Raw genomic sequence first — 2,003 nt, 5'->3', positions numbered from 1 at the left:
GGGATAAACCGCCAGGTAATCATTTCGATAGCCGTATTCGCCAATGGCCTGGTTAAAGGCGTCACACAGAGTGTTAACCCGATCATGGAGAATCTCCGGAAAACGTACCAGAATGGGCAATGACGCCCCTTTGCGAACCAGTTGAGCAGCAATATTATTGAGACTGACAGCCGGTCTGCCCCTGGGCAGATAGACGACCTCGCCGTCATCGTTAATATCGAAGTATCCCTGACTCCAATAGCGGGCATTGTAGGTGGAGCGTGACGCTTCCACGCTCCATTCGCTGTCTGTAGTCAGTGGCTCATGGCTGCTGATCGTGCTTTCCGGAAAGTCGGGCATCGCTGGGTTAGTCATTGACCTTCTGTATCGCCTTTTCTACGTATCCGGGCAGAGCAAAAGCTGCCTTGTGGATAGCGGGAGTGTAATAACGTGTTTCGACACCGCAGGCTTCAAAACGTTCAGTGACTGTTTCCAGAGAAACATGACGGGCTTCAGGATTGTCGGAACCCCAGGCAAAGGTCATGATACCGCCTGCATAAGTGGGTACAGCAGCACTGTAGAAGTAGCAGTCATCCATATAATGGCCCAGACGACGGGTGGTGGTTTCTACTTCTTCCAGTTGCATGAAGCAGACGCCGTTCTGAGCGACAAAGATGCCGCCTTCTTTCAGCAGACGTTTGCAGCCAGCATAGAACTCTGAAGAGAACAGCACTTCACCAGGACCAATGGGATCTGTGCAGTCAGAAATGATGACGTCAAAGCTGCCGTCGGGTGTTTTTTCACGGTCACTGACAAAATTGATGCCGTCGTCAATCACCAGGTGGGCACGTGGGGCTTCGTAGGCGCCAGCGGAGTGGTTGGGCAGCCACTTTTTGCACATGTCGACCACAGCGCCATCAATTTCAACCATGGTGACGTGCTCAACGTTTTTGTGCTTTAGCACTTCACGCAGGATACCACCGTCACCACCACCGATGATCAGTACTCGCCGGGCGTTTCCGTGAGTCAGGATCGGCACATGAGTCATCATTTCGTGATAGATGAACTCATCTTTCTCTGTAGTCTGGATAACACCATCCAGCGCCATCATGCGACCAAACATCTTGTTGTTGAATATGACCAGATGCTGGTGTTCGGTTTTCTGTTCGAACAGCATCTCATCGACGGAAAAGCTCTGGCCGTAGCCATCATAGAGGGTCTCAAGGTATGTGTTGTCTTTTAGCATGATGCCTTTCCTTTTAAAACCGACCTTCAATAACGGGAAGGTCCAACCAGCCAGTTGTCGGGACAGCAGTAGAGAGTCTGGAAATTCAGGACCAGCAGTGAATTGGAACCATTATAGAGGTGCCTCACTCTGGCGAGGGACTCGACCCTTGATCAAGCTCAAGGCTGTTAGAACGCGCGAATTAAACCCTTGAAATGTCAGGATGACAACCCCTGAGGCAGATTTAATCATTATCCCTCAGGGGGTGCACATCGTGGAGCTGTGTTGGTAATCCAATTCAGGTGCCATCAATCGTGACAGGCCACCACTATTGAGGCCATATCGCCAGGAAAGCTTTGATGCGCCTGCATTTTCAGGGAACCGTGACCTTCATAGGAGTAGGTCACATCACAGGTATGCTTGGGTTCATAGCGATTGAAGCTAATGCTGTTGTCGGTTTTAAAGAGAGGCATGTTTATATGCCAGTCAAACATTTGACGGTATTGTTCTCCGTACAGATGCACATAGGTCTCAAATCCGGCAAGGATCGAGCCGTTACATCCGTGTAGCGTGATAGATCCTTGAGAGAACACAGTATAACGTGTTCTGCCGCCTTCGATGATGCCATACTTGGGATGCCCCATATCCAGTAGCATGTCTTCACTGGTATGGTTCTCTAACTTGAAGGTCAGGTACTCCAATGTATCATCGCCACAGACATAATCGCCGTTGGAAGAAGCATGAGTGCAGGCCAGACCAGCGAATACAGCAAAGATGACGGTTTTCTTTACGTCCACGA

2 protein-coding genes and 1 pseudogene are annotated in these 2,003 nt (G+C 50.1%); all 3 read right to left on the bottom strand.

The features are described from left to right. Nucleotides 1-354 (bottom strand): annotated as a pseudogene (locus tag KDK18_RS07110) (hypothetical protein); the annotation flags it as partial. Continuing rightward, nucleotides 347-1,225, bottom strand: a complete 879-nt coding sequence (speE, locus tag KDK18_RS07105) for a polyamine aminopropyltransferase (protein ID WP_257254183.1) — start codon at nucleotides 1,223-1,225, stop codon at nucleotides 347-349. The pseudogene KDK18_RS07110 and the gene speE, both read right to left, overlap by 8 nt. Before the next feature lie 287 nt (nucleotides 1,226-1,512). Beyond that, nucleotides 1,513-2,003: hypothetical protein (locus tag KDK18_RS07100; RefSeq protein ID WP_257254182.1), on the bottom strand; the 491-nt coding region annotated here is incomplete at its 5' end.

Source organism: Endozoicomonas sp. SESOKO3 (assembly GCF_024606255.1).
Note: the sequence above shows the minus strand (reverse complement) of the source record. Positions and strands in the feature narration are given on the sequence as shown.